Source organism: Morganella sp. HMSC11D09, from assembly GCF_001807955.1.
Taxonomy (GTDB): domain Bacteria; phylum Pseudomonadota; class Gammaproteobacteria; order Enterobacterales; family Enterobacteriaceae; genus Morganella; species Morganella morganii.
Map to the genome: position 1 here is coordinate 1 of NZ_KV791712.1, position 23821 is coordinate 23821.

A 23821-nucleotide genomic window follows, 5' to 3' on the forward strand; every position below is an offset into this window, starting at 1 on the left:
TTGCAAAATACAGCAAAGCATTCTGATTAATCAGACAGATACAAAAAAAGCGCCTTTAAGGCGCTTTTTTTATGTCCGCAGTTTTTTCACCAGATAATCAATAAACACCATCATATGCGGCGGCTGATAACGCGACGGCGGATAAAGCAGCCAGGCATCCCCGCTGTAACGGGTTTTAAACGTCCAGTCCGGCAGAACCTGCACAATCTCCCCGCTCTCCAGCGATTTACGCGCCGTAAATACCGGCAGCCCGCCGATCCCGAGATGTGATTTCACCCCGCCGAGCCGCACCCCGCTGTGGTTTGATGAATAACGCCCGTGCACATTCACAGACACCACTTTATTCCCCTGCTGAAAACGCCAGCGGGTATCTGCCGCTTCCTCACTGAGGAACAGGCAGCTGTGATCCTTCAGCTCCTGCGGATGAGACGGAGTGCCATATTCCGCCAGATACTGCGGCGTGGCACATAAAATATGACTGACCGTAAACAGCCGCTTGCCGATAAGCCCCGGCGGCGGTTCATTGGTAATACGGATGGCAAGATCGATTTCCTCATCAATCAGATCCATATAGCGATCTTCCAGACGCAGCATCACATTCACACCGGAATTCGTTGCGAGGAATTCATTGATAAGCGGATGCACCATAAAATAGCCCAGTGCTTTCGGGGCGCCCAGACGCACCAGCCCGGAAGGTGTTTCACTGAACTGCCCGCTGGCACTCATCACCGCTCCCGCAGAATTCACCAGCGCCTGACAGTGCTGATATACCGCTTTGCCGCTCTCATTCAGACGCAGTTTGCGGGTCGTACGCTGCAATAACCGGGTATTCAGTGCACGCTCCAGCCGCGAGACCGCACGGCTGATCGCAGACGGTGTCGCGCCGAGTTGCCGGGCAGCTTCCGAGAAACTGCCGGTTTCCACCACTTTGGCAAATACCGCCATTTCCTCGAGTAATGCGAGGGTTTCATTTGTGATCACAGGGAATAAATCCTTTGCATTTTTGCCGTATTATCATATGACAGTGCCTGCAATACAATGTCAGACAACACGACACAATAATAATGAGGCACACATCACCATGACAGAAAAATGCTATCTGACCAGCCGCGCCTTACAGGGCACCGCCACTGTCCTGGAATGCCGTCCGGCAGAGGACGGGCGCTATGCGGTTATCCTCGATAAAACCCTGTTCCATCCGCAGGGTGGCGGGCAACCGGGAGACACCGGCACACTCGGTGACGCCACTGTTCTTCACACCGCTTTTATGCCGGAAGGTATCATTCATTACACCGATATACCGGTCGCCCCCGGTGAAGTTCAGATGAATGTCGATGCGGAGAAACGTCAGCTGCACTCGAGGCTGCATACCGGCGGACACCTGCTCTCTCATGTGATGGAAACTTTCGGCTGGAAACCGACCAAAGGACATCACTGGCCGGATGAAGGGAGGATCCAGTATATTCCTGCCGGTTCCCCGGTGATCGTGGATCCGGAAGATGTCCGCCGTCACTGTCAGGCGCTGATCGACGCAGATCACCCCTGCCATCTCTATCAGGATGAGGACGGTATGTTTCAGATCCGTTTTGCGGATTTTGAACCTTACTCCTGCGGCGGCACGCATGTGCAGTCACTCGGCGAGATCGGCACACTGGTGCTGAAATCCGTGAAAACCAAAAAGGGCGTTCTGTCCGTTCAGTACGACGTCATCTGACGGAGCCTGTCTCTCTGCGGCGGCACTCCCGCCGCCCCTGTTAATCTGCTGAGGTTATGATGAATCTGTTCAACCAGAGTGAATTTCTGGCGCTTGCGCTCGTCCATTTTTTCATTGTTGTCTCGCCGGGGCCGGACTTTGCCGTGACGCTGCGCCAGAGTATTTATCACGGACGCAAAGCCGGACTGATGACCGCACTCGGCATTGGCGCCGGGATTTCCGTGCATGTGGTGTACACGCTGGCTGGTGTGACAGCCCTGATGCAGGCCACACCGTGGCTGATGGATACCGCGAAATACATTGGTGCGGCTTATCTTATCTGGCTGGGCATTCAGTTTCTGCGCAGTAAAGGCGCAAGTGCCGCTATCGCCCCGGAGAGCCCGGATAGCGCCCCGGTACAAACGGCCGGCAAGGCATTTTGGATGGGATTTCTGACCAACGCCACCAACCCGAAAGCGATGCTGTTTTTCCTGGCCATGTTCACCACGCTGGTCAGTCCGTCCACGCCGGTGACGGTGAAACTGTTCTACGGCGTGTGGATGTGCGGCGTGAATGCGGCCTGGTTTATGGCCGTTTCCGTTTTGTTCTCACACCAGCGTATCCGTGAGCGGTTCCTTGCACACAGCCGGTTGTTCGACAATGTCATCGGCACTATTCTGCTGCTGTTTGCCGGGCGGCTTTTGCTGGCTGTATAACGGCAAGGTAACCGCCGGTATTATCAGACAGACTCCGAAATTACAGGCAGAAAATCAAAAGATAATCGTCCGCCAATGGCGTCTGCATAACGAATCAATGTTCCCAGTTGCGGGTCATAGTCCCCTTTTTCCAGGCGGGAAATATTCTGTTTTTGCGTCGCCATTTTTTCAGCCACTTCAGCCTGGGTAATTTTCCGGGCTTTTCTCGCTGCTTTTAATGTATCCAGCAATACTTTTCGTGCCTGAATTTCATCCAGTGCATCAATGACTTCAGGATCTTTAAGTAATGTATTTTTCAGCTCTTCAAAAGGGACTAGATCATAATCATCATTACGACTCATTTCAGCCTCCTTATCACTTCTTTCATTCTCTCATGTGCTAACTCTAGCACCTGCTTTGGTGTTTTCTGCGTTTTTTTCTGAAAGACATGCACAATAATTATATGGTTTCCCCGGTAAAAAAAGAAAACCCCTCTGGCACACCCTTCATGAGAACGGATCCTCAGCTCCTTCAGCCCGTCACGATGAAGGTCACGGACAACCGGTTCTTTTAGAAATGCACCGTATTTACGCAGGGTTTCAAGCCCGGTCAGCATCTCAGCTTTAAGTCCTGCGGGTAGCTTCATGATCTCTTTTTCTGCTGCTTTAATCACTGAAAGTTCAAACATCCTTCATCCCAATGTTTTCTTTTCAGTTTATCGTCCGCACCAAATGTAATCAAATATGATTACTGTATACCATAACTCTATTCAATATGGCAAAAAAATAAATTTGGTAATTAATGCTGCCTTTTGCAGTTATAGCCAAATTCATTGCCACGTTAATAGTTTGATATGGTAATGTTTAAGGACGTTAATAAATACGTGCAGTTACGTTCTCATGTATTTACGCCTTGTTGTCCCGATGAGGCCGTTCCGGCGCTCATCAGTCACCCGGACAGAACGGAGAAAATAATGATTAAACTGAAAGATATAGAACAGGCTTTGCGTCCTCAGCCATCCTACAAAATGCTGATTAACGGCCAGTGGGTCGAAAGCAGTGATCACGCCAAAAGCCAGACATTTAATCCCGCAACCGGTGAATTACTGGCAGATTATCCGGCCGGTACCGCGCAGGATGTCAACACAGCGGTTGCCGCCGCCAAAAAGACCTTTGAAACCTGGCGCCATACCTCTCCTGCGGAACGTCAGCAGCTGTTACTGAAAATTGCCGACCGCCTGGAAGCCGAAAAAGAGCGCTTCGCCACCCTGGAATCCCTCGACAACGGTAAGCCGTATAATGAGGCTATTTCCATCGATTTACCGGCCGCGATTGACCATTTCCGCTACTTTGCAGGAGCTATCCGCGCCCATTCCGACCAGGCCGATGTGCTGGATGAAAACACCCTGAGTCTGGTGATCCGCGAACCGCTCGGCGTTGTCGGTCAGATTATCCCGTGGAACTTCCCGCTGCTGATGGCTGCCTGGAAACTGGCGCCGGTCATTGCCGCCGGAGATACCGTGGTGATAAACCCGGCTAGCCTGACCCCGCTGACCCTGCTGGAACTGGGCCGCATCCTGAATGATGTGCTGCCTGCCGGGGTGATTAATATTGTCACCGGTCGCGGCTCTGTGGTCGGCCAGGCGATTCTTGACCATCCGGATGTGGACAAAGTGGCGTTCACCGGCTCCACCAGCGTTGGTTACACTGTTGCTGCTGCCGCCGCGAAAAAACTGATCCCGGCCACTCTGGAACTGGGCGGTAAATCGGCGAATATCGTGTTCCCGGATGCCAATATGGAAAAAGCCGTCAAATATGCAGCTATCGCGATCCTGATGAACCAGGGTCAGGCCTGTGAATCCGGTTCACGCCTGTTCCTGCACAAAGATATTCACGATGAGTTCCTGAAAAAACTGAAAGCCCGTTTTGAATCTGTCAAAGTCGGCGATCCGATGGCGAAAGACACTCAGATGGGCAGCCAGGTCAGTCAGGGACAGCTCGATACCATCCTCAGCTATGTGGAACTGGCAAAAAAAGAGGGTGCCACCATCCTCACCGGCGGCGAACGCCTGACCAGTGACGGGCTGGATGCCGGGTTCTTTATGAAGCCGACGATTATCACCAATGTCACCAATCAGATGCGGGTTGCCCGCGAAGAAATTTTCGGACCAGTACTGGTGGTGATCCCGTTCAGTGATGAGGATGAAGTTGTCGCGATGGCAAATGATTCCGAGTACGGGCTGGGTGGTGCGGTCTGGACACAGGATATCAACCGCGCACTGCGTGTGGCGAAAGCGGTCAGAACCGGCCGTATGTGGGTGAATACCTATCATGAGCTGCCTGCGCATGCCCCGTTCGGCGGTTATAAAAACTCCGGGCTGGGACGGGAAACCCATAAAATGATGCTGGATGCCTATACCGAAGTGAAAAACATCTATATCAGCACCAAAGAGTCATAATTAACGTAAATGCCCGGCGACGCCGGGCATTTTTTTACTTATTTATTGCTTTTCGCTTCAGGTGGCGGGTTTTTCCCGGCAGATCGCGCAATACTGTACATCTGCTGCATCATCATCTGATCCGCAGTTTCCGCCACAATAATCACATAGCGCCGCTCTTTCTGGTCATAGCGGAAATAGGTGCATTCCGGCTTACCCCAGCGGTTGTAATAGATCGCGCCGTTCTCTTCCTGATAGATAATGCCTTTCTGCTGATTCAGCCATTCATCAAAACGCCAGCGGTATTTCGGGACTTTCACCAGATGAATAATACCTTCCGCGTCACTGAGCGGATCACGGAAGCGGTAAATCTCCGTATTATCATCATCGCTTTCAATATGAAGGCCGCCGATATCGCGGACATAATCGCCGCCCTCCTGTTTTTTCAGGTCGATGGCCATTGTTTCCGGCAGCGTGACTGAGATATTTTCTGTCATTCTGATGGTGTCACCGGGAACCGGCGGGAAGCCGTTCTCTTTGTAATACTGACGCTGCGTTTCCAGATAAGCTTCATAGGAGGCGGCTCTGACATCAGATACCGCTTTCATTCTGGCCAGTTTTTCGGAGGTATGATCGGCACGGGAAAGGGTCATTTTCAGGGTACAGTTAAAGAAGCCGCACGCGCCCTCTTTTTCCGTGGTCAGATAGACGGTTTGTCCGCTGTCCGGTGATGTCCAGGTCGTCTGTATATTATTCAGATCAAAGGTATCGCCATGAATATCACTGTCAAAACGGTTGCCGCTGTTATCCACCGTGACTCTGCCCGGCTCAAACCAGAAAAATGTGGAGTCTTTCAGGCTGACCATGGTGTCACGGATGGCGGCTTTGACATTTTTTTCCGGATCACTGTTCTCCGGCGCATTATCCGCCGGGTTATCATACGTGACGGTAATATCATCAATCACATAATATCCGTCCGGTGCAGGCGGCGGGGTTTCCTTACATCCGGCCAGCAATGCAATCACCACAGATAAAAATACGCCCCTTTTCATGACTCATCCTTTATTTAATCACCGGAAACCCGTTGTGATCATAGCGCAAAAAATGAGAAATCCTGACCGGAATTATCCTTAAGTGTATTTATCCGCCCGCCATGGGGTATGATAACTCCCCTGTTTGTTCCGGCCCGGGGAAAGGACAATGGCTATTATCACAACACTGATCACAGGCGCCTTAACCGGGCTGATTATCAGCACCACCGGTGTCGGCGGCGGAGTGATAGTGCTGCCAATCCTGACGTATCTCTACGGCATGAATGCCCTGATGGCCGTCGCCACCGCCAATCTTCTCTCCATGCTGATGAAGGTCGCCTCCTCCTGGCTGCACTACAAACTCGGCAATATTCCGCTCCGGCGCGCCATGATTGTGCTGGGGATTATGCTGCCCGCCACCTTCGGTGCCAGTCTGCTGGTGACATGGCTTGCCTCGGTACCGGCCTGGCAGGCGATCACGGAAAAGAGTATTAATCTGCTGGTCGTGGCGGCGATCCTGTTTTCACTGTGGCTGTTTATTCAGCGGATGTTTTTTCCGCCTCCGTTACCGGCGGATACGGCTGAAACCCCCATGTCAGTAAGGGAGTTGCTGCTGCCGGGGATCACCGCCGGTGTGGTACTGGGAGCAACAGGGGTCGGCGGCGGGATTGTGGTACTGCCGATGCTGCTGCGCTATGCGAAGATGGATATCCGTCAGGCTATCGGCACCTCTATTTTTGTCACCACCCTGCTCTCCGGCTCTTCCGCTATTGCCTATATGCAGGACGGACACACGGATGTCCGTCTCGCGTTGTGGCTGTTTGCCGGTTCCCTGCTCAGTATGCCGCTGACCAAAATCCTGCTCACGCGGATGCCGGATCGCGCTTTTCAGTATGCCACGCTGATCCTTATCCTGTGCAGCGCAGTGATGATGACACTGAATCTGTTTTAAACCGTAACCACGCCCTGTGCCTGTAACGCCTCCGCGAGGCGGCGGATGCCATCGGTGAGTTTCTCCGCCGGATAGGCGGCAAACCCGAACAAAACCCCTTCCTGCGGTGCATCCGGGCGGCAGTAACGGGCCAGCGGCTGCATGCCCATACCGCACTGCCGTCCCGCCTGAATCACCGTCTGTGCCGGAACACCGTTTTTCATCCTGCATAACAGGTGGATCCCCGAGTCACTCGGGACAATCGCCAGCAGCGCAGGAAGATACTGACTGATGGCATCCGTCACCGCCTGCCGCCGCTCATAACAGGCTTTGCGTACCCGGCGCACATGCCGCGCATAGTGCCCTTCGTTAATAAACCGGGTCAGCGTGGCCTGCTCCAGATAGCCGCAGCCGGTATCGGCATAATATTTTGTCACCTCAAAGGCAGGGATCAGCGCTTTCGGCACGACCAGAAATCCCAGCCGGAAGGCGGGATAGAGCATTTTGGAAAATGTTCCCGCATAAATCACCCGCTGATGCCTGTCCAGCCCCTGCAATGCCTGAAGCGGACGATCGGCATAACGGAACTCCCCGTTATAATCATCCTCGAGGATCCAGACATGGTGCTTTGCCGCCCAGGAGAGCAGCGCCGAACGCCGGGCCAGGCTGAGTGTACCGCCGCCCGGAAACTGATGTGACGGCGCGGTGAACACCAGTTTCGCGTCCGGCCAGCGGCGCAGACCGTCATACACATCCATGCCCTCTTCATCCGCCCGTACCGGACGCACTGTCAGCCGCTGTGATAAAAACGCCCCGCGCGCACCATCATAGCCGGGGTCATCCAGCCAGACTTCATCCCCGGGCTGTAACAGCGTCTGCACTGTCAGGTTAATCGCCTGCTGGGTGCCGTTGACAATCAGGATCTGGTCCTCATCGCACTGCAATCCGCGGGTGGCACGGACATAATGACAGATTGCCCGGCGCAGCGGCGGGTAGCCGTGCGGCTCACTGTGCGTATGCAGCGCATAGCGGGACTGACGCCAGACACGGCCGAGCAGCCGCCCCCAGACATCATGCGGAAACAGATCCACACATCCGGTACCGACCATAAACAGTGCATCGGACGGCGCACCGGATGCAACACGCTGCGACAGCAATGTTTCTGCCAGCGGGCTGATATTGGCGGTTACCAGTTCCCCGGTTTCATCCGCCGGGGATGCCACCGGTCCGCTGATGGCGTGATCCGGCAGATTATCCGCCACAAAGGTACCCGCGCCGCGCCGGGTGATGAGATAACCCTCATCCTGCAACCGCTCAAACCCGGCAATCACCGAGTTACGGGAGATACCCATCATCTCCGCCAGCGCCCGCCCGGACGGCACTTTGCTGCCCGCATGCAGGCGGCCGCTGAGGATCGCCTCACGCAGAGCGTGATACACCTGATCTTTGATGATCCCGTTACCTGTCAGTAATTCGGGGAACGCTGCCGCGCCGGATTTTCGCATAGTGACCTGAAGTGGATCTGTTAAAAATATAAAAAGTGTATCTTATAAAGAACCAAAATAACACGTACTCTTCACATCACGGAAAACGCGCGTTTTCTTCACAACAGCAGAATGCAGAATAATGAGGGAAACACCATGAATAATACAATGACATCATCCGTACCGGATCTGGTGACAGTGGCGCCTGCCACACAGAATGATTATGCGGGCTGGCTGCCGCACTGGCTGGCCTATCAGGAATTTTATAAAGTCAGCTTTCCGGAAGAGGTCACGCTGACCAGCTGGTCACGTTTCTTTGATGAAAAAGAACCGATGTTCTGTGCCGTGGCGCGGATGAACGGCAAAGTCACCGGGTTCGTGCATTATCTCTATCACCGCTCCACCTGGGCGGAAAAAGAGTTTTGTTACCTGGAAGACCTGTATGTGGATCCGTCTGTGCGCGGCCAGCATATCGGCAAACAGCTGATTGAGTTTGTACAGCAGCAGGCGCTGGCACGTCCGTGCGGCCGTCTCTACTGGCACACCCATAAAGATAATACCCGTGGCCAGCGTCTGTATGACTGGGTGGCAAATAAATCCGGTGCTATCGAATATATTATGCCGCTGAAATGATGGCAGTCATGTCCTATAAAAAAGGCCCGTTTCCGGGCCTTCAGGGGGATGATCAGTTCTTAAAGGAACTGATAAACGAGAGGTACTCTTCTTTACTCATCAGCGGCTTATATTCCGCCATCAGGGCTTCCGCACCGGCGGCATCATCAAACAGCAAATCAATAATTGTCATTGCCATCATCTGAGCCGGACGGATATAGGCCATGTCGTCATCAAAAACGACATAATCTTTGCCGTGCAGCCCGCCGCGCACTGAACCAATCCACGGATGACTGACCGGCATGATATGGGACAGATCCCCGGTGTCAGTACTGCCGGTCATATGCTCGGCAACCCAGACATTTTCATCACCAATCAGACCTTCCGCATTCTGCTGTAACAGATCATTCAGTACGTCATTGTTGTACAGCGGCAGATAGCCCGGTAAATCTTTCACTTCCACTTCGGCACCGACAGACATGGCGCCGGCTACCAGCGCACGGGTAATACGCTCGTTGGCATCGATCATCGCCGGTACGTTTGAGGCACGGACATAACTTTCCATGCGCACATCACTCGGGGTCACGTTCACCAAATCACCGCCCTGGGTGATGATCGGGTGGAAACGGATATAATCCTTCTCCTGAAAGGTTTCACGGATAGCATTCACACCCATGATACCCATCATTGCCGCATTCAGGGCGTTAATCCCCATATGCGGTGCCGCCGCAGCATGTGCCGGTTTGCCTTTGTAATTAATCAGCTTGCCGATAAAGCCGTTGGTGGTGGTGGAGATTTCAATAAATCCGTTGTCACGCTCAGGTTTGACGCTGGTCAGGTGGATCTGCATCGCCATATCCACATCATCAAACTCACCGAGGGAAATCAGCTCCGGCTTACCGCCGATATAACTTATTTTGCCCTGTTCGATAAGCTTGTTGCGGTAAGCGAGTTCCACATATTCCTCAGCCGGAACGGCGAAGGGCACTACATCCCCCGCCAGATATTCCATCGCCCCGGAATCCACCAGCCCCATGGTGACCGCCATCATATTGGCGATCTGCGCATTGTGACCGCAGCAGTGTGCCGCGCCGGTCTGGTCATCCGCATCAGAGTGTTCAGCACAGATAATGGCATCCAGCTCACCGATCACCGCGACACTGCGTTTACTGCCTTTTCCGCCTTTCAGGCGGGCTTTGACCCCGGTGAGCGCCAGCTGATTACGGTAGCTGACACCCAGTGAATCAAATGCCGCTTCGACTTTCTTCGCTGTGCGGGTCTCTTTATAACCCAGCTCCGGCTCTGCCCAGATATTCTCTGCCAGTTTTTTAATGTCACCCTTGCGGGCGGCAATCGCTTCGCAGACTTTGGCTTTCAGTTGTTCTTTGGTCATTGTCATGCTGAATATTCCCCTCTGATCAGATAACGCCACTCCATGTGAGCGTCAGTTGGCCGATAAGTGCGGCAAATAAGAATGTCCCGGAGAATACCGCCAGTGACACCGGGATAATGCGCCATGAAATCGCTTTGAATTTATCGATATCTTTACCCAGTGAAAGACCCGCGAAGGCCAGTACTGTGGTACTGATAACCGCGATAGAGACTTTACCGGTCATGGCAATCATTTCTTTGTCATACGGGAACAGCGGTGAACACAGACCGGCGGCGATCAGGGAAACCCAGAAGATCACCGGCAGTTTGCCTAACGGCGGGATCATCGCGATCAGGTATGCCGCGAAGGACATACCGCCCAGCAGTGTCATCGCCAGCAGTGTATCGCTGAACACCTGCCCGAACTCACCACGGCCGTACATTGACCCGCCGACTGCATCGCCGAGCGCGGTAAAGAACACCACCAGAACCAGGATTATGGCTATTTCTGTCATCTTTTTCATGATTAGTTATCCTTATTCAGTATCCGCAGACGCCGTTGCACGTTTTCTTTTCAGTTTGTTGTACAGATAAGACGCAAACGGTAAGGAGAAGAAAATATAGATGTACAGACCTAACACAGAAGACATCAGGTTCGCGGAAGACGAGAACGCCTGAATATCCGCAGCCTGGTCAGGATAGAGTTCCAGCAGAGGGGCAACCGCCGCCGCCAGCATCGAGCCGCTGCCGACACCCGCACCCATTGCCAGAGCAAGCGGACTGAGAATGTCCAGACCGGCGATCACACTCGCGAGGATCCCCATCCAGACAGCACCGTACAGCGTACCGCAGATATACATTGCCATGACACCGCGGCCTTCCGGCGAACTTAAGCCGTATTTGGCTTCGATGATAGCAATGTTCGGCTCACGGCCGACAGAATAGGTGGCACCGACCGCTTCACGGCCCATACCTAACATAATCGCCAGCGGCAGACCCAGCATGATGGTACCGATAAAGTGGCCCACTTCCTGCAGAACCAGCGCACCACCGGCCTGAATGATTTTTTCCCAGGAGGCCCCGACGGAAGTACTCAGCTTGGCGATCAGGATCACCAGTGCCACACTCATGATAGAGGTCGCATGCGCCATGTTCTTTTCGTTGAGGATTTTAAATTTCGGAAAGCTGATAATACCACCCATCAGCATGGAGTAGAGCATCGGAAAAACCATCACCAGACTGATTTTAATTTGCCCTATCGCTTCCGCAAGAAGAATGATAAATAAGCTAACCAAAAGCAACTTACTATCTTTTAATATATCCATAGTGTTACCTTTATAGGAATTGTTATTGAGAATTACTCGTGTGTATTTATATAAAAAACGTACCCTTTCCATATTCATACTACCCGCGGGACTGTTTTCCTGACAATATTCCGAAAATTCCTCAGCCATGCCTTTTGGGCATGCCATAAATTAATAAATTAATATTTATTGATTAACCCTGTCCTGACTACTTATTTCGGGTTACTAATTAATAGATAATTCGTTAAATTTCAATGTGATATAAAATGCTATAATTTTGTGAAAAACATTATTCGATAAGTGATATTGGTTTTGATTAAAATAAAAAGAGAAATATTCAAATAAGACAATAATGTGAAGCGGCTCCTGTTTTTTTAATTTTCCGGTCCGCTGATTTTAATGAGAATGATTTTATATAATGATGAAAACCCCGTTTTAATACTGAATTTATTCAGGAGGTACCGGGATGAACATCTTATTACACCTTCCAATCACCGTTATGGCAAAATATTTGACTGGCAGTAAAAAATCACCATTGTAACGGATAACATGAATAAATCAGATGTAGATCACATTATTTTATCAATATGGACACAGGTCACAATATTGACTATTAACCCGGCCCTCAGCACAGAAATCCGGAAAACCGCGTTGTACTGAACGGGTTTCATCCGCTGGTATTCCTCCGGCAGGCTGTTTTTCACACAAACGCAGAAAACCCGGGTAAACACAGCAGAATTGATCGCTGAGTGCCTAATTGCGTTGCTTAATTGTTACCGGATTGTGGGTTTCTTTTTCTGTCCGTAAATCTGTTTCATCAGGTCTCAGAAATATTTTGCATTTGCTCACGCATAATTACTTAAAAAACACATCGGTATCAGAGTATACCCTCATGTAAACACCACGGATAATAAATAAATTTTTCTTAACTGTGATGCAGGCTGCAATATCCTAAATCACGGATAACGCCTTACATCTTAAGATGAGTATGCCGTGTGACTGACATCACCGTTGCTATAATTATAAATAAAATTGCATTATTTATTTTCGGCTGTAATCCATTTTTCTCCCTGATTAATTATTGCGATAAAACTAAACAATAAAACTAATCACTTTTGTATATGATTAAAATCAAACACTTTTTGTAAATAGTGATTATGTCCTGTGATGAGCATATTAAGATTGGGATTAGTGGTTAAATGCATGACCATTAGTTAACTAATTGCATTTAATCACTACAAATATGACTTAATGCGGCATATGAAAAAATCAAACAAGAAATGTCGCCAAACAATCCACTATTTTTTAGTCAGTTTCCGTGAAAGAGTTTTGTTCATATGCAATATATAATTTCATTTCTTACCCGGGTAATAATATTTAAATTTAAATGTTATCGCGATATAAAAAATAGCGGTATTTGCATGATAATTGACACTCTAATAAACAATTATGATAATACTGCGGTATTCAAAGAATATTGCTCAGAATTATTATTAAATTATCCCGGCTTGAGCCTCACGGGATTATTTATTTAATAATATAAATAAAACAGATTATTCTTAAATATTGACGAATATCCCTGATAAAGGAAATAACATGAAACTTCAGAAAGTATTACTCTCAGTAGTTCTGGGATCTTTATTTGCTGCGGGTACTGCTATGGCAGAAGATCCTGTGCAACCACCAGAAGTAAAAAGCGGTCTCGGTACCGTGCATTTTAAAGGCTTCATTAATAACGTGCCTTGCTCTATCGACAGTAAATTCCTGGATCAGACAGTGGATTTCGGTGAAATCAGCCGTAACGAACTGACTACCGGCACTTACCGTACAGATAGCAAAACATTCAATATCGAACTGAAAAACTGTGATACCACCACGTATAAAACTGCGCAGATTCAATTCACTGCACCAACAGTTGAACTGAAAGACGGTACTGCAACATCCAAATATGTTGGTCTGGGTTCAATCCAGAATGCCGGTATCGCACTGACAGACAGCGGCGGTAAAGCTATCGAACTGGGTTCACGTTTCCCTGCCGAAAAATACACCCTGAACGGTGGCCGTGATCAAATCACTCCGCTGAACTTTGCAGCGTATGTGAAAGGTAACCAGTCTGCAGTTGCCGGTGAACAGGCTACTACCGGTCACTTCGATACCCCGGTTAACTTCCAGATTTTCTATCAATAACAGGATAGTTACTGAAAGTTCTTTTTAATATATGCAGTGGTCTGCAAGGACAGCTCCCGCCACTGCATAATAGATTAGCGGTGGCTGGCATATCTCATGAAGCTCAGAACAACAATTAAAATATTTACAGCTTCTGTGGTTGCAGTTATTCAGATAAATACCGCATTTGCTGAAGAAGCCGTTAACTTTAATACATCATTTTTAGACTCAGACAGTCAGGAAATTGATTTTTCAAAATTCAGCCGGGCTAATTATGTTATGCCGGGTACTTATCTTCTGGCAACTAAACTCAATAATAATGTTATTACCAGTGATGAGAATATCCTTTTTTATATCCCGGAATATGATCCTGAAATAACAGTCCCCTGTATTACCCCTGAATTATTTGCACAACTTGCCATGAAAGAAGAGTGGCAGAATAAAGTCAGCTGGACAGCGCAGGATAAATTGCAGTGCCTTGATATCCGTACCATTCCTGATATGCAGGCAACGGGTGATATCGCGGATAATAAACTCAATATCCGGATCCCCCAGGCCTATATGGCCTACAGCGATCCGTCATGGGATCCGCCGGAGCGCTGGGATGACGGTATCGCCGGATTTTTATTCGACTATAACGCCACCGCCACGCACAGCAAATACCAGCCGGGCAGTGATAACGATAAAAGCAGCAAGACGGATGTAGTCAGCTACGGTGATACCGGCGTCAACCTCGGTGCATGGCGTGTGCGTGCGGAATGGCAGGCGACCGGCGGCGACAGCGCGGAGCACTCAAAACGCTGGCGCTGGAACCAGATCTACGCTTACCGGGCACTCCGGGATCTCAGCGCCCGTCTGATATTCGGTGAACAGTATCTGACCTCAGAACTGTTTGAAAGCTTCCGCTACATCGGCATGAGCATGGAAACCGATGAAAATATGTTCCCGCCGCTGCTGCGCGGTTATGCGCCGGAAGTTGCCGGGGTTGCCCGCACCAACGCCACCGTGATCATCCGCCGGGGTGAACGTATCATTTATCAGGAGCAGGTCAGTAAAGGACCGTTCCGTATCCGTGATATGAACTACATCGGTGACGGTACACTGAATGTCACCATTAAAGAGCAGGATGGCAGCGAACAGCATTTCACCATCGAAACATCCCGCCTGTCGATGCTGACCCGTCCCGGCCAGTTCCTGTTTAAACTGGCGGCCGGTAAACCGCTGTCAGACGATCACAAAACCGAAGGCCCGGAATTCGGTACAGGGAGTTTTTCCCGGGGGATGAGCAACAACACCACGCTGTTCGGCGGGGTACTGGCGGCAACGGATTACCAGAACGTGTCTTTCGGGATAGGCCGGGATATCGCACCATTCGGGGTATTTTCCGCGAAAGTCTCCTATTCCCGGGCAAACATGGGTGATTTTGCAGATAAACAAAATAAAACCGGCGGCTCTTACAGCATCACCTATTCCAAAGAATTCGATGCCATTAACAGTCAGCTGACCTTCGCCGGTTACCGCTTCTCGGAGCGGGATTACATGACCATGAACCAGTTTGTCGATCTGCGTTACCGCGGCGGTAATACCGACAACAGCAAAGAGATGTATAACATCATCTTTAACAAGGTGTTCCCGTCTCTGCGCATGAACGTCTATCTGAACTACAGTCATCAGACATTCTGGAATAAAGCGAGCATCAATAACTACAGCATGACCCTCTCCCGCAACTTTGACTGGGGAGAGAAAAAGAACCTCAGCATGAGTATGTCAGCCTACCGGACAGAATCGGATTCAACAAAAGATAACGGCGTCTACGCCAGCCTCTCTGTTCCGCTTGATGATAATAAAGGCATGTTCAGCTACAGCGGCAGTTACAATAAGAACTCTCACAGTAATAACGTTAACTATTACACTGATATTGATAATTCGAGTAACTATTCACTGTCTGCCGGTGAAGGCGACGGCAAAGTCAACCTCGCCGGTTTCTATACCAATGAAGGGGGGAATAACTACCTTTCACTGAGCGGAACCTATATTCAGGATAACGTTCTTACGGTATCCGGCCAGTCACGCGGCGGCTTTACCCTGACCCGTGAAGGCGCGGCATTCCACCGCAGCGGCAACAGTATGGCACCGCGCATTCTGGTGGATACCAGCGGAACATCAGATATTGATGTGCGCGGTACCGGCAAAGCAGTACGGACCAACGCCTTCGGGAAAGCGATTATCCCGACCGCGACGGCCTACTCACGCGGCCTGCTGTCTCTTGATCTCGATGCCATGCCGGATAATGCCGAAGCCCTGACATCCGTGCAGCAGGCAACACTGACCTCCGGTGCGATCGGTTACCGGAAATTTAATGTTGTCGAAGGCTATAAAATCATGGGTATTATTGCTATGAATGATAATACTCATCCGCCATTCGGCGCCTCTGTCATGAATGACAAAAATGCGGAGATCGGCATTGTGGCCGATAACGGATCGGCTTATCTGACCGGGATACAACCGGGCCAGAAGCTGACTGTAGCCTGGAACGGACAGACACAATGTACTGTCCGGATCCCGGAAATAAAGGATGATAACGTTCAGTTTAATATGCTGCTGCCATGCCGGTAAATCCGGCGGCACCGGTATGTATTTTACAGAATTAACAGATGAATCCGTAAGGAACCTTAACATGAGAAAAGTGACCACCTTATTCTGCGCCGCACTGACCACCCTGGCCGCCATTCCGGTAACCGCGGGAGCCGCCATCGCACTCGACAGAACCCGTGTTATTTATAACGAAGGTGATAAAGCTGTGCCGCTGACGGTCACCAATGAGCACCTCAGCAAACCGTATCTGGCGCAGTCCTGGATTGAGAACAGCACCGGACAGAAAATCACATCACCGGTGTTTGTCACTCCGCCGGTGCAGCGGATTGAGCCTGACCGCAAAAGCCAGATTAAAGTGCAGCTCTCTCCGGAAGCCGCCTCATTACCGGCTGACCGCGAATCGGTCTTTTATCTGAACGTCCGTGAAATTCCGCCGGCCGTTGAGAAAAGCAACGTGCTGCAAATTGCCCTGCAAACCAAGATCAAACTGTTCTACCGCCCGAAAGCGATTCAGGTTCAGGAGCGGATGGAAAAAATCGCCGGTGCGGATGGCATCCGTCTGTCACAGAATGGCGGGCAGTACACCATTGAAAACACCACGCCGTACCATCTTTCAGTCACTCGTCTGGATGCCACCGGCGGAAAAGAAGTGAAATTTGAGCCGGTGATGGTATCACCAAAAGCCTCCGCGTCCTTCAGTGCTCCGGCGCTGGGTAATGCGCCGGTTGTTTATTACGTCAATGACTACGGTGATACCAAACCACTGAAATTCAGCTGTGCCGGCAGCAGCTGTACCGTGCAGTCAGACAGTAAATAATTAACAGGAGGAACCGCCGATGACACTGACCATGCTTTTCCGTACCGGCTGCGCGGCACTGTTGTGCCTGCCGCTGATGGTCTCCGGCGGTTCTTACACTTATATCGATGTGTATGTCCGGAGGGAGATATTTATCGCGCCCTGCAAAATTAATCAGGGCAATAATATCCTGATTGATTTCAAAGATGTCACCACCACCCGGATAGACAACGATAATTACCGTGAAAAACTGGATTACCGGATCGAGTGCCGGGATAACCGCGCCCGGGCCATGAAGCTGTATATCACCGGCACCTCATCCTCCGTCGATTCGCGCTATCTTTCCACCAGCGTCAGTGACCTCGCGGTGAAATTCCTGGCAGATAACAAACTGATGCCGGTGAATTCAATGCCACGGCCACTATCCATATCGATTATGAATAAGGAGTTGTGATGCGACATTTAATCACAGCTCTGATGCTGTCCTGTTTTGCTCTGCCGGTGTATGCCGGTACAGGGGTAGCACACAGTTCCGCCAATATCCGGATCACCGGAAGGCTTCAGCCGCCGCCGCCCTGTAAAGTGAATAACAACGAGGAAATCCTGGTCGATTTTCAGCGCATCCAGATAAAAATGCTGGAAAAGTCAGATATCCGCAAAGATGTGGATATCCCCTTTGTCTGTGAGCAGGACTCAGAGAATTTCAAATATTTCCTCACCGTTGACGGGCCGCGGGCACAGTTCAATAACAAACTGGTGAAAACCAACCAGAATAACGTGGGCTTTAATATTGAACTCGCCGGGGTGAAACTGGATTTGGGCAAAGCGCAGCTGGTGAGCAGCCGCCATCTGACATTAACCATTGTGCTGACCAAAAACCCTAACGGGGACGTCACGCCCGGCTCCTTCAGCGGCACCGGCACTGTAACGATGGAGTATTTCTGATGAACCGCCCTGCTGCTTTCAGTCTGTTATTCAGCGCCGCACTGACATTCTCTGCCGTCTTTATTCCGGCGGGGCACGCCGCCGATAACCTGCGAGTGATCGGCGAGCTGTACAATGACCCCTGCACGCTGTTACCGGAAAATAAAGATCTGGTGGTGGATTTCAGTGATGTTTCACTGCCGGATTTGTATGAGGGGGTTGAGGTCCGCAAATCATTCTCCCTGATCCTGTCTGACTGCGATATCACGGATATGAACCGGTTTAAGATTAAATTCACCGGGACCCCGGATATGCCGTCCTATCTGGCGCTGGATCCGTCCAGTGACGCAGGCGGGTTTGCCATCGGCGTGCGGACAGATAATATTCCGCTGATCCCGCTGAATCAGTTTTCCAACACCATTACCATTGCCGGAAACGGTGAGAACAACATCCGTTTTACCGCTTTTTTGCAGGTTGATCCGAAAGCAAAAACCGGTAAAACCATTAAGTACGGCGCGTTTAATTCCACCGCGTTTCTGACTATCGACTATTTCTGAGGTCGGTATGACCAAGATCCTCCGTTATCTCACTGTGCTGACCACTCTCCTTTTATTTGTGCTGCCTGCACAGGCAACACTGTACAGCTATATTACCCGCTCTGAAGGTAAACCGGCAGATATCGATTATTACTACCGGATTACTGCCTGGACTCCGCCGCCGGCGGGCAGCGTGCATCCTTGTGTGAAAGTCGGTCTGACAAAAAAATGCTACGCCAATATTAATCACCGCCACACAAACGCAGACCGGGGTGGGGTATCCTCCCGTAATAACAGCGAATTTGAGGGGCGCTGCCGGAATATGAACCTGATGACACTGCCGGATGCCACAGCTGTTTATAACTATATTTATAATAACTGTTTCGGCGGACTGCCGTTTGAGGGGCAGACCAATCACAAAGGTGACGCTATCCGTAACGAATGTGTGACCCTCTTTTTAACCAGCAGCCCGACCGGTGGTAACGGTTATATGTATCCGGATTCTGTCTGTGGCGTAGCTCCCCCGCCGGGCGGAATTTGCAGTTTTACGGCTGACTATCCGAGCGCCATTCTCGATCATGGCCGGATACCGGATAATGAAATTAACGGCAATCAGGCCAGTCAGTATCTGAGAATGAAATGCAGCAAAGATGCCACTGTCCGGATCTACTCCGTGAGTGATACGGAATCCCGGCTGAGACTGAAAAACAATCTCTACAGCAGACTGACACTGAACGGCTATCCGCTGAACTCATCCGGCGGTGGTGTACCGGTTTATGTACGCGGGGATTATGAAGCAAACGCACTGCTGAAAAGCACACTGGAAACCACCGGGCCGGTGGAAGCCGGGCCTTTTATCGGTAATATATCCATTGTTATGACCATTGACTGATCGTCTTTACACGCCGGTATTCCCGTACCGGCGCTTTTCCTCCTGCCGCCCTTTTCGTGTAGAATAGCCGTACTTTTCACCACCACCGCAGGGCTTCCATGAAGAATGTCGATTATAAATCACTGAGATTGCTCGATCTTATTATCAAAGAACAGGGATTCGAGAAAGCCTCAGCGAAACTCTTTATTACACAATCGGCAGTTTCCCAGCGGGTAAAACAGCTGGAAAATCAGGTCGGTTCCCTGCTGCTGACACGCACCGTGCCGCCGAAACCGACCGAACTCGGGCAAAAGCTGCTGGGTCTGCTTTATCATGTTGATTTAATTGAGCATGATGCCTTTGATAATGAAAGCGGCAACCATGTGGTCACCATCCCTATCTCCATTAACGCCGACTCCCTCGCGACCTGGTTTTTATCCGCTATCAAGCCGATCCTGGATGACCGCGCCATTCGTCTGGATATTAAGGTGGATGATGAGAGCCGGACACTCGACTATCTGCTCAAAGGGGAAGCGGTCGGGGCAATCAGTATGCAGCCGCTGCCTGCTGTCGGCGGAACCTGTGATTATCTGGGGGCGATGGATTATATTTTTGTCTCGAGCCCGGCCTTTGCGGAAAAATATTTCAGCAAAGGGGTGACCAAAGAGACCCTGCTGCGGGCGCCGGTGGTGTCATTTAACCATTCGTCAGATATGCACCATATCTTTTTACAGGAGTATTTCCGTTTAACGCCGGGAAGCCTGAACAGCCATATAGTGCCGTCATCAGAGGCCTATATTCAGCTGGTACTGCAAAACTCCGCCTGCTGTATGATTGCGGAACATCAGATTAAACATGAGCTTGAATCCGGACGGATGATCAATCTGGTGCCGGAACTGGTGCAGCAAAAACAGCTTTACTGGCACCGTTACCAGCCGGAATCCGGCACATTACAGCGGATTTCAGAAGCGATTATTAATAATGCCAAAGATTATCTGACCCAATCCCCGGTGACCGCCTGAGCGGCGGCCACCGCAGGATCTGACAGGGTTACAGAGACTGCCCGGCAGAGCCGAACAGACGCATCCGCTCTTCCACCCGCTCAGCGACCGGCTGTAATCCTTTCATAATCACTTTGCGCGGGTCGTTGATATCATGCGCGCCCTGCTGTTCAAACTGCTCTTTCACGGACAGGCACCACGCATACATATTTTCTGTATTAACGTTGATTTTCGCCGTACCGAGTGAAATCGCTTTCTTCATATCCTCGTCTGAAATACCGGTTCCGCCGTGCAGTACCAGCGGTACTTTCACCAGCTGCGCGATATGCTGCATTTCCGCAAAACCGAGCTTCGCCTTGCCTTTATACAGCCCGTGAGTCGAGCCGAGCGCCGCCGCCAGGCAATCCACCCCGGTTTCTTCCACCAGCTTCTGACACTCTGCCGGGTCCGCATAAATGACGTGAGAATTCACAATTCCGTCCTCACTGCCCGCGATGGTACCCAGCTCTGCTTCCACAGACACACCACGGCGGTGCGCGTAAGTCACCAGACGTTTGGTGATTGCCAGGTTTTCGGCAAACGGCATATGTGAACCGTCGAACATCACGGAGCTGAAACCGGCTTTAATTGCCGCTTCACAGGCTTCATAAGACTGACCGTGATCCAGATGCAGCGCCACCGGCACATCTATTTCCAGAAACTCCATTGCATTCACCACAATATCGTGAATACATTTCAGCCCGAGCATATGTTTTATGGTTCCGCCGGAGACACCTAAAATAACCGGGGAACGCAGTTGCTGTGCAACTTTTAATACCGTTCCGGTCCACTCCAGGTTATTAATATTAAACTGGCCGACGGCGTACTGGCGTGCAAATGCACGATTGAGCATATTCTCCATCGAAACTAACATCGGATTTCCCCTTGTTGGCGTATAACTGTAATTTAATCAAAAACCAGAATTAATCAAAATCAGAATTTAATCAAAATAGTGTTTCAGATTTCTTTCGTATTTATTCACCGCATTATGGACATCCGCCAAATCCGGCATTGATTCGCGCACCCCTTTTTTCTCAATTGAGATGGCTGCTGACAGACTGGCAAATAAAATAATATTCTCAATATGCCAGTTATAATGAACTCCGTACGTAAATGCGCCGTGGAATATATCACCGGCTCCTGTTGTATCAATCGCATTACAGATAAATGCCGGTGATATTGTCAGCATTCCGTTTTGCAGATACGCACAGCCTTTCTCACCCAGCGTAATAAATGCCTCACCCCGGGCCAGTTTATTCAGTTCCGTTAATGCCGTTTTTAACTGAATATCGGTGGTGAATTTATCAATCTCAATCAGATCACGGGCAAAGTTTTCACTGGCGACCAGATAATCGGTATATTTCGCCAGATTTAAATTGCTTTCCCGCAGTGACCCCGCGTCCATCACGACGCGGGCATCAGGCAGACGGGTCAGAATATATTCACTCAGCTCCGGTTCATGACCATCAATTAATACCGTGATGACTTCCCCTTTATCCTCCTGTGTCAGGCGGGTAATCAGCTCATCAATTTTCAGTTTCTCTTCAAATGTCATACGCGGCGGAGAGACCAGCTTGCGCGTAATAATTGTCCGGGAACCATTTAACTGATTCACTAATACAGATGCCAGCGGTGTGATCATTTCATCATTAAAAATAACGTAATCGGTATTCACACCCACATCATGAAACTCATCAATAATTTTCTGACCGTAGATATCGTGGTTCAGGTGTCCGGTAAAATAAATATCCTCTCCCCACAATCCCAGTAACCATGCCGCATTGGCACAGGGTCCGCCGCCGCTTTCAATAAAATCGCCGGAGAAATTTTTGGTATTCTCCTCCGGCCAGCGGTTAAGAAAGAAGAACTGGTCGAAGCAGGATAAACCGACAGAAATTACTGCCATAACAACTCCTTAAAACCTTTCGTCAGTATCATATTTACTTATGTGCGCGGTCTTTTTCCATTAATTCGTCATAGCTCAGGGTATCACCCACCACTTTGACTGATTTAAAGGCAAACGGCGCCAGTAATGCCAGAACCAGAACAAAACAAATCAGGTAAATCGCAATCTGACCGAAGTGAGTAAAGGCTTCACCGATAACAATGCCCCACACCGCGAAGTCAAAGTCTGCAAAGGTACTGTTTTCGAAGCCCAGGTTGCCCAGCGCCGGTAACAGCATGGCCGGTAAGAAGGCGAGGAAAATACCGCCGATAAAGGAGGCGATAATACAGCCCTTTTTGCCGCCCAGTTTGTCCGCAAATACACCGGATGTACCGCCGCAGAAGAAGTGCGGCACCATGCCCGGGATAATCAGCGCCATACCCAGACCACCCAGCATCAGCATGCCGACAAGGCCGCCGATAAAGGAGCTGATAAAACCAATCACCACCGCAGTCGGGCTGAAGGTAAAGAAGACAGCACAGTCAACCGCCGGAATCGAGTTCGGGATCAGTTTCTGGCTGATACCCTGGAACGCAGGTACCAGGTCACCCAGGATTAAACGCACACCGCTGTAGACAATCGCCACACCCACCGCGAACTGCAGACCGGTCAGGATGGAGAAGATCACCATATTCTGCTCAGTGATGGTGCTGATATAAGCTGAACCGGCAACAATGCTGCACACCAGATAAATCACGACCATCACAATACCGGTCGTTACTGTGGTATCGCGCAGGAAGCCCCATTTTTCGGAGATCTCAGTATCCGCAAATGAGTTTTCTGCTTTACCGACTTTCGCCGCAATCCAGGCAGACAGGTAATAACCGAGGGAACCAAAGTGCCCCATGGCAATACCGCCGTCTTCAGTAACGCGCTTGGTATAACGCTGTCCGATTGCCGGTGAAATAGCTGACCAGGCACCCAGCAGGAAACCGCCGATAATAACCATTTCCCAGCCTTTGAAATTCGCGGCCTGTAATACTGCCGAGAATAAACAGGCTAAAAAGAAAGAGTGGTGGCCGGTTAAAAAGATATATTTATATTTGGTGAAACGGGCAATCGCCAGGTTGAAAATAAAGCCGAGTAATAAAATACTCATGGTTTCCACACCCAGTAATTTCTGGGCAACAGAAACAATCGCTTCGTTATTCGGAATAACACCCCGGATATTAAAACCGGCTTCAATAATACCACCGAGCGGATTCAGGTTTGCCACGATAACACCGGCACCTGCACTCAGCATTAAATAACCGAGGATCGGTTTTAATGTCCCGGTTAATAATTTATTGACCGGTGACCGTAATGCCAGTAACCCCACCAGGGAGATAATCCCCATAAGAAAGGCAGGCTGACTGAATATCTCAGTCAGGAATGAGAGAATATAAGCCAT

At 50.2% G+C, this 23821-nt stretch carries 24 protein-coding genes; 13 read left to right on the forward strand and 11 right to left on the reverse strand.

The features are described from left to right. Nucleotides 1–69 precede the first annotated feature (69 nt). Complete coding sequence (locus HMPREF3119_RS17330) at nt 70–981, reverse strand: LysR family transcriptional regulator (protein ID WP_015422282.1); 912 nt, start codon at nt 979–981, stop codon at nt 70–72. Nucleotides 982–1081: 100 nt separating this feature from the next. Between HMPREF3119_RS17330 and HMPREF3119_RS17335 the strand changes: the two genes are divergently transcribed. Together HMPREF3119_RS17335 and HMPREF3119_RS17340 are read left to right on the forward strand one after the other, a co-directional pair. Then, nucleotides 1082–1714, forward strand: a complete 633-nt coding sequence (locus HMPREF3119_RS17335) for an alanyl-tRNA editing protein (RefSeq protein WP_070580420.1) — start codon at nt 1082–1084, stop codon at nt 1712–1714. 56 nt (nt 1715–1770) lie between these two features. Continuing rightward, nucleotides 1771–2409, forward strand: a complete 639-nt coding sequence (locus tag HMPREF3119_RS17340) for a LysE family translocator (protein WP_174525718.1) — start codon at nt 1771–1773, stop codon at nt 2407–2409. Nucleotides 2410–2432: 23 nt separating this feature from the next. Here the strand turns inward: HMPREF3119_RS17340 and HMPREF3119_RS17345 are convergent, their stop codons facing one another. Then, on the reverse strand, nt 2433–2750 hold the full coding sequence (locus HMPREF3119_RS17345; protein ID WP_004234724.1) for a helix-turn-helix domain-containing protein: 318 nt from the start codon (nt 2748–2750) through the stop codon (nt 2433–2435). Further along, on the reverse strand, nt 2747–3076 hold the full coding sequence (locus HMPREF3119_RS17350) for a type II toxin-antitoxin system RelE/ParE family toxin (protein WP_036418075.1): 330 nt from the start codon (nt 3074–3076) through the stop codon (nt 2747–2749). Before HMPREF3119_RS17350 ends, HMPREF3119_RS17345 begins: the two co-directional genes overlap by 4 nt. A gap of 285 nt (nt 3077–3361) precedes the next feature. On the opposite strand from HMPREF3119_RS17350, the gene HMPREF3119_RS17355 reads away from it, so the two are divergent. Continuing rightward, nucleotides 3362–4846, forward strand: coding sequence for an aldehyde dehydrogenase family protein (locus HMPREF3119_RS17355; RefSeq protein WP_004241158.1), 1485 nt, complete (start codon nt 3362–3364; stop codon nt 4844–4846). A 38-nt stretch (nt 4847–4884) separates the two neighbouring features. Here the strand turns inward: HMPREF3119_RS17355 and HMPREF3119_RS17360 are convergent, their stop codons facing one another. Next, on the reverse strand, nt 4885–5877 hold the full coding sequence (locus HMPREF3119_RS17360) for a hypothetical protein (protein ID WP_070580422.1): 993 nt from the start codon (nt 5875–5877) through the stop codon (nt 4885–4887). Nucleotides 5878–6025: 148 nt separating this feature from the next. Here HMPREF3119_RS17360 and HMPREF3119_RS17365 point away from each other — a divergent pair, with 148 nt between their 5' ends. Then, nucleotides 6026–6808: a sulfite exporter TauE/SafE family protein gene (locus HMPREF3119_RS17365; protein ID WP_004241156.1), complete on the forward strand. Its 783-nt coding sequence runs from the start codon at nt 6026–6028 to the stop codon at nt 6806–6808. On the opposite strand, the gene HMPREF3119_RS17370 is transcribed toward HMPREF3119_RS17365, so the two are convergent. Continuing rightward, nucleotides 6805–8292, reverse strand: coding sequence for a MocR-like pyridoxine biosynthesis transcription factor PdxR (locus HMPREF3119_RS17370; protein WP_032098157.1), 1488 nt, complete (start codon nt 8290–8292; stop codon nt 6805–6807). The genes HMPREF3119_RS17365 and HMPREF3119_RS17370 overlap by 4 nt on opposite strands. A gap of 135 nt (nt 8293–8427) precedes the next feature. Between HMPREF3119_RS17370 and HMPREF3119_RS17375 the strand changes: the two genes are divergently transcribed. Continuing rightward, nucleotides 8428–8904, forward strand: a complete 477-nt coding sequence (locus HMPREF3119_RS17375) for a GNAT family N-acetyltransferase (RefSeq protein WP_015422284.1) — start codon at nt 8428–8430, stop codon at nt 8902–8904. Nucleotides 8905–8956: 52 nt separating this feature from the next. Here HMPREF3119_RS17375 and HMPREF3119_RS17380 read toward each other — a convergent pair whose 3' ends face one another. The 3 genes from HMPREF3119_RS17380 to HMPREF3119_RS17390 are packed head-to-tail and all read right to left on the reverse strand — an operon-like array spanning nt 8957 to nt 11579. Beyond that, nucleotides 8957–10282: an amidohydrolase gene (locus HMPREF3119_RS17380; RefSeq protein WP_083297298.1), complete on the reverse strand. Its 1326-nt coding sequence runs from the start codon at nt 10280–10282 to the stop codon at nt 8957–8959. 19 nt (nt 10283–10301) lie between these two features. Next, entirely contained in the window at nt 10302–10778 is a 477-nt protein-coding gene (locus HMPREF3119_RS17385) for a hypothetical protein (protein ID WP_004234713.1), read from the reverse strand. Nucleotides 10779–10790: 12 nt separating this feature from the next. Beyond that, on the reverse strand, nt 10791–11579 hold the full coding sequence (locus HMPREF3119_RS17390) for a DUF3100 domain-containing protein (RefSeq protein ID WP_004241147.1): 789 nt from the start codon (nt 11577–11579) through the stop codon (nt 10791–10793). Nucleotides 11580–13154: 1575 nt separating this feature from the next. On the opposite strand from HMPREF3119_RS17390, the gene HMPREF3119_RS17395 reads away from it, so the two are divergent. The 8 genes from HMPREF3119_RS17395 (at nt 13155) to HMPREF3119_RS17430 (ending at nt 20468) form a co-directional block, all read left to right on the forward strand. Next, nucleotides 13155–13745 (forward strand): fimbrial protein, encoded by a 591-nt coding sequence (locus HMPREF3119_RS17395; protein WP_004241141.1) that lies wholly within the window; start codon nt 13155–13157, stop codon nt 13743–13745. 96 nt (nt 13746–13841) lie between these two features. Next, on the forward strand, nt 13842–16340 hold the full coding sequence (locus HMPREF3119_RS17400; protein WP_070580424.1) for a fimbria/pilus outer membrane usher protein: 2499 nt from the start codon (nt 13842–13844) through the stop codon (nt 16338–16340). Nucleotides 16341–16401: 61 nt separating this feature from the next. Next, nucleotides 16402–17136: a fimbrial biogenesis chaperone gene (locus tag HMPREF3119_RS17405; protein ID WP_004234702.1), complete on the forward strand. Its 735-nt coding sequence runs from the start codon at nt 16402–16404 to the stop codon at nt 17134–17136. A 19-nt stretch (nt 17137–17155) separates the two neighbouring features. Next, nucleotides 17156–17569 (forward strand): fimbrial protein, encoded by a 414-nt coding sequence (locus HMPREF3119_RS17410; RefSeq protein ID WP_070580426.1) that lies wholly within the window; start codon nt 17156–17158, stop codon nt 17567–17569. Then, complete coding sequence (locus HMPREF3119_RS17415; protein ID WP_036422833.1) at nt 17569–18060, forward strand: fimbrial protein; 492 nt, start codon at nt 17569–17571, stop codon at nt 18058–18060. The genes HMPREF3119_RS17410 and HMPREF3119_RS17415 overlap by 1 nt, the downstream gene beginning before the upstream one ends. Beyond that, on the forward strand, nt 18060–18596 hold the full coding sequence (locus HMPREF3119_RS17420; RefSeq protein WP_070580428.1) for a fimbrial protein: 537 nt from the start codon (nt 18060–18062) through the stop codon (nt 18594–18596). Before HMPREF3119_RS17415 ends, HMPREF3119_RS17420 begins: the two co-directional genes overlap by 1 nt. A gap of 7 nt (nt 18597–18603) precedes the next feature. Then, complete coding sequence (locus HMPREF3119_RS17425) at nt 18604–19467, forward strand: MrpH family fimbial adhesin (protein ID WP_036418065.1); 864 nt, start codon at nt 18604–18606, stop codon at nt 19465–19467. A gap of 98 nt (nt 19468–19565) precedes the next feature. Then, nucleotides 19566–20468, forward strand: a complete 903-nt coding sequence (locus tag HMPREF3119_RS17430; RefSeq protein WP_004234693.1) for a LysR family transcriptional regulator ArgP — start codon at nt 19566–19568, stop codon at nt 20466–20468. Between the two features lie 28 nt (nt 20469–20496). Here HMPREF3119_RS17430 and fba read toward each other — a convergent pair whose 3' ends face one another. The 3 genes from fba to HMPREF3119_RS17445 form a co-directional block, all read right to left on the reverse strand. Continuing rightward, nucleotides 20497–21360: a class II fructose-1,6-bisphosphate aldolase gene (fba, locus tag HMPREF3119_RS17435; RefSeq protein ID WP_004241136.1), complete on the reverse strand. Its 864-nt coding sequence runs from the start codon at nt 21358–21360 to the stop codon at nt 20497–20499. A gap of 66 nt (nt 21361–21426) precedes the next feature. Continuing rightward, entirely contained in the window at nt 21427–22392 is a 966-nt protein-coding gene (locus tag HMPREF3119_RS17440) for a carbohydrate kinase family protein (RefSeq protein WP_004234690.1), read from the reverse strand. A 34-nt stretch (nt 22393–22426) separates the two neighbouring features. Continuing rightward, nucleotides 22427–23821: a PTS ascorbate transporter subunit IIC gene (locus HMPREF3119_RS17445; RefSeq protein WP_004234688.1), complete on the reverse strand. Its 1395-nt coding sequence runs from the start codon at nt 23819–23821 to the stop codon at nt 22427–22429.

Coding starts and splice junctions, on each gene's coding strand:
- HMPREF3119_RS17335 (WP_070580420.1), top strand. CDS start 1,082: ATGACAGAAAAATGCTATCTGACCAGCCGCGCCTTACAGGGCACCGCC.
- HMPREF3119_RS17340 (WP_174525718.1), top strand. CDS start 1,771: ATGATGAATCTGTTCAACCAGAGTGAATTTCTGGCGCTTGCGCTCGTC.
- HMPREF3119_RS17345 (WP_004234724.1), bottom strand. CDS start 2,750: ATGAGTCGTAATGATGATTATGATCTAGTCCCTTTTGAAGAGCTGAAA.
- HMPREF3119_RS17350 (WP_036418075.1), bottom strand. CDS start 3,076: ATGTTTGAACTTTCAGTGATTAAAGCAGCAGAAAAAGAGATCATGAAG.
- HMPREF3119_RS17355 (WP_004241158.1), top strand. CDS start 3,362: ATGATTAAACTGAAAGATATAGAACAGGCTTTGCGTCCTCAGCCATCC.
- HMPREF3119_RS17360 (WP_070580422.1), bottom strand. CDS start 5,877: ATGAAAAGGGGCGTATTTTTATCTGTGGTGATTGCATTGCTGGCCGGA.
- HMPREF3119_RS17365 (WP_004241156.1), top strand. CDS start 6,026: ATGGCTATTATCACAACACTGATCACAGGCGCCTTAACCGGGCTGATT.
- HMPREF3119_RS17370 (WP_032098157.1), bottom strand. CDS start 8,292: ATGCGAAAATCCGGCGCGGCAGCGTTCCCCGAATTACTGACAGGTAAC.
- HMPREF3119_RS17375 (WP_015422284.1), top strand. CDS start 8,428: ATGAATAATACAATGACATCATCCGTACCGGATCTGGTGACAGTGGCG.
- HMPREF3119_RS17380 (WP_083297298.1), bottom strand. CDS start 10,282: ATGACAATGACCAAAGAACAACTGAAAGCCAAAGTCTGCGAAGCGATT.
- HMPREF3119_RS17385 (WP_004234713.1), bottom strand. CDS start 10,778: ATGAAAAAGATGACAGAAATAGCCATAATCCTGGTTCTGGTGGTGTTC.
- HMPREF3119_RS17390 (WP_004241147.1), bottom strand. CDS start 11,579: ATGGATATATTAAAAGATAGTAAGTTGCTTTTGGTTAGCTTATTTATC.
- HMPREF3119_RS17395 (WP_004241141.1), top strand. CDS start 13,155: ATGAAACTTCAGAAAGTATTACTCTCAGTAGTTCTGGGATCTTTATTT.
- HMPREF3119_RS17400 (WP_070580424.1), top strand. CDS start 13,842: ATGAAGCTCAGAACAACAATTAAAATATTTACAGCTTCTGTGGTTGCA.
- HMPREF3119_RS17405 (WP_004234702.1), top strand. CDS start 16,402: ATGAGAAAAGTGACCACCTTATTCTGCGCCGCACTGACCACCCTGGCC.
- HMPREF3119_RS17410 (WP_070580426.1), top strand. CDS start 17,156: ATGACACTGACCATGCTTTTCCGTACCGGCTGCGCGGCACTGTTGTGC.
- HMPREF3119_RS17415 (WP_036422833.1), top strand. CDS start 17,569: ATGCGACATTTAATCACAGCTCTGATGCTGTCCTGTTTTGCTCTGCCG.
- HMPREF3119_RS17420 (WP_070580428.1), top strand. CDS start 18,060: ATGAACCGCCCTGCTGCTTTCAGTCTGTTATTCAGCGCCGCACTGACA.
- HMPREF3119_RS17425 (WP_036418065.1), top strand. CDS start 18,604: ATGACCAAGATCCTCCGTTATCTCACTGTGCTGACCACTCTCCTTTTA.
- HMPREF3119_RS17430 (WP_004234693.1), top strand. CDS start 19,566: ATGAAGAATGTCGATTATAAATCACTGAGATTGCTCGATCTTATTATC.
- fba (WP_004241136.1), bottom strand. CDS start 21,360: ATGTTAGTTTCGATGGAGAATATGCTCAATCGTGCATTTGCACGCCAG.
- HMPREF3119_RS17440 (WP_004234690.1), bottom strand. CDS start 22,392: ATGGCAGTAATTTCTGTCGGTTTATCCTGCTTCGACCAGTTCTTCTTT.
- HMPREF3119_RS17445 (WP_004234688.1), bottom strand. CDS start 23,821: ATGGCTTATATTCTCTCATTCCTGACTGAGATATTCAGTCAGCCTGCC.